Source organism: Streptomyces sp. NPDC006458 (genome assembly GCF_040612135.1).
GTDB lineage: Bacteria > Actinomycetota > Actinomycetes > Streptomycetales > Streptomycetaceae > Streptomyces.
The window spans coordinates 155,868-161,921 of record NZ_JBEXPR010000022.1; the positions used below are offsets into that span (position 1 = coordinate 155,868).

The window sequence follows — 6,054 nt, forward strand, 5'->3', positions numbered from 1 at the left end:
ACGAACATAGTTGAGAGGGAGTCAATTCAGAAGGGGGAGGTTCCGCACGGAGCGCCCCCCGATCGGAGTACGCATCGCATACGTCCCGGTTGCGCCCGCTTACGACCCCGGGTAACACCTCGCTGACCTGCACACCTGACCGGGACTCCGGCAATTCGCCCAAGACGGCTCACCGACGGCCTCCGGTCACACAAATTGTCGAGGCTGTGGACAAACGAAGGCTCGGGGTGCGTCATGGGATGGTGAAGGAACGTGCGCGCATTCTCGTTGTCGGCGGCGGCTACGTCGGGATGTACACGGCCCTGCGTCTCCAGCGGAAGCTCAAAGCGGAACTCAGGCGCGGGGACGCCGAGATCACGGTCGTCACCCCCGACCCGTACATGACCTACCAGCCGTTCCTCCCCGAGGCGGCCGCCGGGTCCATCTCCCCGCGCCATGTCGTCGTCCCGCTGCGCCGCGTGCTGCCGCGCTGCCGGATCGTCGTCGGCGAGGTCACCCGTATCGACCACGCCCTGCGCACCGCCACCCTCACCACCCTCGCCGGCCAGGAGGGCACCGGCTCCGAGGACCTCGCCTACGACGAACTCGTCCTGGCCCCCGGCTCCGTCGCGCGCACCCTGCCCATCCCCGGCCTCGCCGAACACGGCATCGGGTTCAAGACCGTCGAAGAGGCCATCGGCCTGCGCAACCACGTCATCGAACAGATGGACATCGCCTCCTCCACCCGAGACCCCGCCCTCCGCGACGCAGCCCTCACCTTCGTCTTCGTCGGCGGCGGCTACGCAGGCGTCGAGGCACTCGGCGAACTGGAGGACATGGCCCGCTACGCCGCGCGGCACTACCACAACGTCCAGCCCGAGGACATGAAGTGGATCCTCGTCGAGGCCTCGGACCGCATCCTGCCCGAGGTCGGCCCCGGCCTCGGCCGCTACACCGTCGCCGAACTGCGCCGCCGCAACATCCACGTCCTCCTCGGAACCCGCCTGGAATCCTGTGCCGACCGGGTGGCCGTCCTCAGCGACGGACAACGATTTCCCACCCGTACGGTCGTATGGACCGCCGGCGTCAAGCCGCACCCCCTGCTCGCCGCCACCGACCTGCCCCTGACCGGCCACGGCAAGCTGCGCTGCACCGACCGGCTCACCGTCGAGGGCGTCGAGCACGCGTGGGCCGCGGGCGACGCCGCCGCCGTCCCCGACACCACCGCGGACGACGGCCGGGACTGCGCCCCCAACGCCCAGCACGCCCTGCGCCAGGCCAGGACCCTCGGCGACAACCTCGTCCGCGCCCTGCGCGGCGAACCCCTGGAGCCGTACGCCCACAAGTACGCCGGGTCCGTAGCCTCCCTGGGCCTGCACAAGGGTGTCGCCCAGGTCTACGGACGCAAGCTCAAGGGATATCCCGCCTGGCTCATGCACCGCACGTACCACCTCAGCCGCGTGCCCACCGTCAACCGCAAGGCACGCGTGCTGGCCGAATGGACCCTCGCCGGCCTGTTCAAACGGGAGATCGTCTCCCTCGGCTCACTCGAACATCCCCGAGCGGAGTTCGAACTCGCGGCCGGTGGAAAGCCTTCTGGGGACCCGAAGGGGTCGTCCTGACCCGAACCAGGAACTCAGTAAATCGGCCAGGCGTCTGACGGATGTCGGCCCGGTCCGCCACACTGCCAGACTGGTCCACGCGTCAGAACGGGGCCACCACCCGCCCTGCCATCCCACGAGGCTTCCCAAGTGCCGCATTTCCCGGGGACGAACCCACCGCCCGCCCCCAGGGGCCCCGGCCGGGTCCGGAGCCGGCCGACGACGACTAACACGAGGCAAGGATTCGTGAACTTCACGCGCTGGAGCGCCCGGCTCCCCGGAACGCAGCGCCGCGCCGCAGCGCGGACCGACACCGCGGTCACTCCCGAGCGCCGAGGAGAGGCCCGCGGCGAGGGCTGCGTGCCCGCGGCCCGCGCCGAACGACTCACCGACGTGCCGGCCGGCGTGCCCGCCGTCGACGAACTCCCCGTCCGCGAGGTCCTCGCCCGCGTCCCCGCCCTCGTCGCCCTCGTCCACGGCGCCGACCACCGCCTCGCCTACGTCAACGACGCCTACACCGCCGCCTTCGGCGCCCGCCCGCCCGGCGACACCGCCGCCCGCTGCCTGCCCGAACTCGTGGAGCTCGGTCTGCTGCCCCTGCTCGACCAGGTCCTGCGCAGCGGAAAGCCCCGCACGGTCAAGTCCCGCAAGGCCTGCGACGGCCGCTCCTACACGTTCACCTGCACCCCCGTCACCGAAGGCGGCGCCGACGGCGGTGACCCCGGAGTTCTCGTGTTCGCCACCGACGTCACCGACCACGCCGAAGCCGCCGAACGCCTGCGCGCCAGCGAACGCCGCCAGCGCGAGACCGCCGTCACCCTCCAGCGCTCCCTGCTCCCCCAGGAACTCGAACAGCCCGACGACCTGCGCATCGCCGCCACCTACCAGCCCGGCGGCACCGAGGCCGCCGTCGGCGGCGACTGGTACGACGTCATCACCCTCGGCGGCGGCCGCACCGCCCTCGTCATCGGCGACGTCATGGGCCGCGGCGTGCGCGCAGCCGCCGTCATGGGCCAGCTGCGCACCGCCGTCCGCGCCTACGCCCGTCTCGACCTGCCCCCGCACGAGGTGCTCCAGCTCCTCGACGGCCTCGCCACCGAGATCGACGCCAACCAGATCGCCACCTGCGTCTACGCCATCCACGACCCGAACGAGGGACGGCTGGTGTACGCCTCGGCAGGCCACCTGCCCATCCTCGTCCGCGACGAGAACGGCACCGTCCAGCGCGCCGACGAACCCACCGGCCCCCCGCTCGGCACCGGCGGCTGGATGCACTCCTCCGGCTCCATCCCCCTCGGCCCCGGCTCCACCGCCGTCCTCTACACCGACGGCCTCGTCGAACGCCGCGACGCGGACCTCGACGAAGGCATCGCCTCCCTGGAACGCGCCCTCGCCGGCGCCACCGGCAGCCCCCAGGTCATCTGCGACCGTCTGCTGCGCTCCGCCGGCGTCGCCGCCGACCACGACGACGACGTGGCCGTCCTCGTTCTTCAGCAGCCCGCCCACGCCGGCAGCGAGGGCGAACTCTTCCGCAACGCCGCCCTCGAACTCCTCGGCGGCATCGAGGCCGCCCCGCGCGCCCGCGCGTTCGCCTCCGGCGTGCTGACCAGCTGGCGGTTCCCGACCGAACTGCACGACCTCGGGGTCCTCGCCGCGAGCGAGCTCGTCGCCAACAGCCTCCAGCACGGGACGCCGCCCATGCGCCTGCGGCTGCGCCGCACCGACCGCCGTCTCATCGTCGAGGTCACCGACGGGGACGATCATCTGCCCAGACGACGCCGCGCCGAACCGGGCGACGAGTCCGGCCGGGGCATCGCGATCGTGGCCACGATCGCCTCCAACTGGGGCTGCCGCCGCACACCCGGCGGGGGCAAGGCCGTGTGGTGCGAGTTCGCGCTGCCCAAGACATGACGCGGCGGCCGGCCAAGGACAGGGTCACTGTCCTCGGTCGGCCGCCGACTGTTCGTCTCCGACCGCCCCGCGCGGCGGAGCCGCACAGGGACGCAGTCTCCCCGCTCAGGCCTCCGCCGGAACCGGCTCCGCCGTCGCCCCACCACGGGCCACGACACGGTTGCGGGTCAGCCACGGATGGTCCTGGGACTCGGTCAGACGGCGACCGAGCCGCAGGGCCAGGACGCTGATACCCACCGAGAACAGCAGGAACGTCACGATGTACGGGGCGTGCAGCGAGGCCCCCATCGGACCTCCCACCGCCGGACCCACGGCCAGCGCCAGCTGCTTCACCAGGGCGAAGGCCGAGTTGTACTGACCGGCCATGCCCGCCGGCGCCAGATCGGCCACCAGCGGGGCGACGGTCGGCGACAGCATCGCCTCACCCAGCCCGAACAGCGCGTACGTCGAGACGAACGCGGCCGTCGCCATCGCCTGGCTGGCGTGCCCCAGCCCCGCGTACCCGGCCGCGATCCACGCCACGGCCCAGATCAGCCCCACGGCCGCGATCACCCGCGAACGGCGCCGCCGCTCGACGAACCGCAGCACGGCGAACTGCGCGACGACGATCACCGCGGTGTTGGCGGCCAGCGCCGTCCCCAGTGCGGACGTCGATATACCGGCGGCCTCGACACCGTAGGCACTCAGCCCCGCCTCGAACTGTCCGTAGCAGGCGAAGAAGAGCACGAAGCCGAGGACCATCAGCTGGACCATGGCCCGGTTGCCGAGCAGCTGCTTCCAGCCGCCCTGGGCGGACCGCGCGGGGCTGTCGTCGATCCGCGGCGAGTGCGGCATCCGCACGGTCGTCATCACGACGGCCAGCAGCAGGAACATCGCCGCCTCGATCGCGAACAGCAGGGTGAACGAGGACACGCGCGAGGTGTCGACCAGGTGGCCGCCTATCAGGCCACCCACACCCAGACCCAGGTTCTGCAGGAAGAACTGCGTGGCGAACGCCCGCGACCGGGTCTCTGCGGTCGAACAGTCCACGATCATCGTCGCCAGCGCCGGCTGCATCACGGCCTGACCCGCGCCCAGCGCGGCCGCAGACAGCAGCACCGTCGCCGCGCTGCCCGACAACCCCAGGCTCAGCGCCCCCAGCGCGGCCGTGACCAGGGCGACGAGCAGCACCGCAAGCGGGCCGCGCCGCACGATCGCCCGACCGGCGAACGGCAGCACGATCAGAGCGGCCACGGCGAAGACAGCGAGGACGAAGCCCGCTGTCGTGGCACCAAGGCCCCGCACCTGCGCCACATAGACGTACAGGTAGGGAACCGTGAAGCCGAGTCCGAACGCGCTGAGTGCGTTGCCCACATGGATCCGGCGCATCGCTGCGCCCATTGCCCTGGTCACGTTCACCTCGATCGCTAGCAGTTAGGTGTGAAGACTTCAAAGCTAAACTTCGAAGGTAAACAGTACACCTCGAAGGACTTCGACGCCAAGCGGGCCGTGCGATACTTCGACCATGGGCGACAACCCCGGCGTCAGCGAGCCGACACTCGAAGAACAGATCGCCGCCTACCAGCGCGAGTTCCAGGACCTCGACCCTCAGGTGGAGAAGATCGTCTCGGCGCTGTCCCGCCTGAACCGGCGGATGAACGTCGCCTACGGCCGTCAGACCGCCGGCCTCGGCATCAGCAACGCCGAGTGGGAGGTCCTCAAGGCCCTCGTCCTGTCCGGCGCCCCCTACCGCATGGGCCCCAGCGAGCTCGCCAAGCGACTCGGCCTCACCCCGGCGGCCATGACCCACCGGATCGACCGGATGGTCGCCGAGGGGCTGGTCACCCGGGAGCGCGACGAGTCCAACCGCGTCCGAGTCATCGTCGAGCTGACCCCCGAGGGCCGCGAGAAGTGGCTGGAGGCCATGCGTCTGGCGTCGGTCTTCGAGGGGGGACTCCTCCAGGACCTCACTCCGGCCGAGCGCACGGTCCTCGGCGAGGTCCTCGCGCGACTGCTCCGCCGTGTGGAGGACGCCCAGCCGGACGCCGGCGGGCGCCTCACCGACCTCGACTGAGGCCAGAGGGCGCGATCCCGGGGGGCCACTTGACAGCCCCCTACTGGATCCGTAAGGTTCTTCGGGTTGCCGCGGGACTGTAGCGGTTCTCAGGCAGCACCTCCCGCCGCGCTAGCGGCAAACCAAACCACAGCAAGATCTCCCAACGGGATCGATTTCGGCGCGCCCGAATTCAATTCCGAATATGGGCTCCGCACCCCCGATCACCTCGATTGGGAATCGCGGAGGGGATACGCTAGGGTTTGAGACGTCGGAACGGCCCAACAGCCGGGAAGGCAAACCCCCCTGACTGGGAGTCAGACGCCGAAAGGATCTGATAGAGTCGGAATCGCCGGAAAGGGAAACGCGGAAGCGGGAACCTGGAAAGCACCGAGGAAATCGGATCGGAAAGATCTGATAGAGTCGGAAACGCAACACCGAAGGGAAGCGCCCGGAGGAAAGCCCGAGAGGGTGAGTACAAAGGAAGCGTCCGTTCCTTGAGAACTCAACAGCGTGCCAAAAGTCAACGCC

Annotated in this window: 4 protein-coding genes; 3 read left to right on the forward strand and 1 reads right to left on the reverse strand. The window is 70.4% G+C overall.

What is annotated here, in order from left to right; genetic code table 11:
* The first annotated feature begins 239 nt into the window (after nucleotides 1-239).
* Both ABZZ79_RS28020 and ABZZ79_RS28025 read left to right on the forward strand, forming a co-directional pair.
* Nucleotides 240-1,601, forward strand: coding sequence for an NAD(P)/FAD-dependent oxidoreductase (locus ABZZ79_RS28020; RefSeq protein ID WP_356693247.1), 1,362 nt, complete (start codon nucleotides 240-242; stop codon nucleotides 1,599-1,601).
* Nucleotides 1,602-1,826: 225 nt separating this feature from the next.
* Complete coding sequence (locus ABZZ79_RS28025) at nucleotides 1,827-3,491, forward strand: SpoIIE family protein phosphatase (RefSeq protein WP_356693249.1); 1,665 nt, start codon at nucleotides 1,827-1,829, stop codon at nucleotides 3,489-3,491.
* A 105-nt stretch (nucleotides 3,492-3,596) separates the two neighbouring features.
* Here ABZZ79_RS28025 and ABZZ79_RS28030 read toward each other — a convergent pair whose 3' ends face one another.
* A complete protein-coding gene (locus ABZZ79_RS28030) occupies nucleotides 3,597-4,859 on the reverse strand; it encodes an MFS transporter (protein ID WP_356693263.1) in 1,263 nt (420 codons plus the stop codon).
* A 136-nt stretch (nucleotides 4,860-4,995) separates the two neighbouring features.
* Between ABZZ79_RS28030 and ABZZ79_RS28035 the strand changes: the two genes are divergently transcribed.
* Nucleotides 4,996-5,544 (forward strand): MarR family transcriptional regulator, encoded by a 549-nt coding sequence (locus tag ABZZ79_RS28035; protein ID WP_356693251.1) that lies wholly within the window; start codon nucleotides 4,996-4,998, stop codon nucleotides 5,542-5,544.
* Nucleotides 5,545-6,054 lie beyond the last annotated feature (510 nt).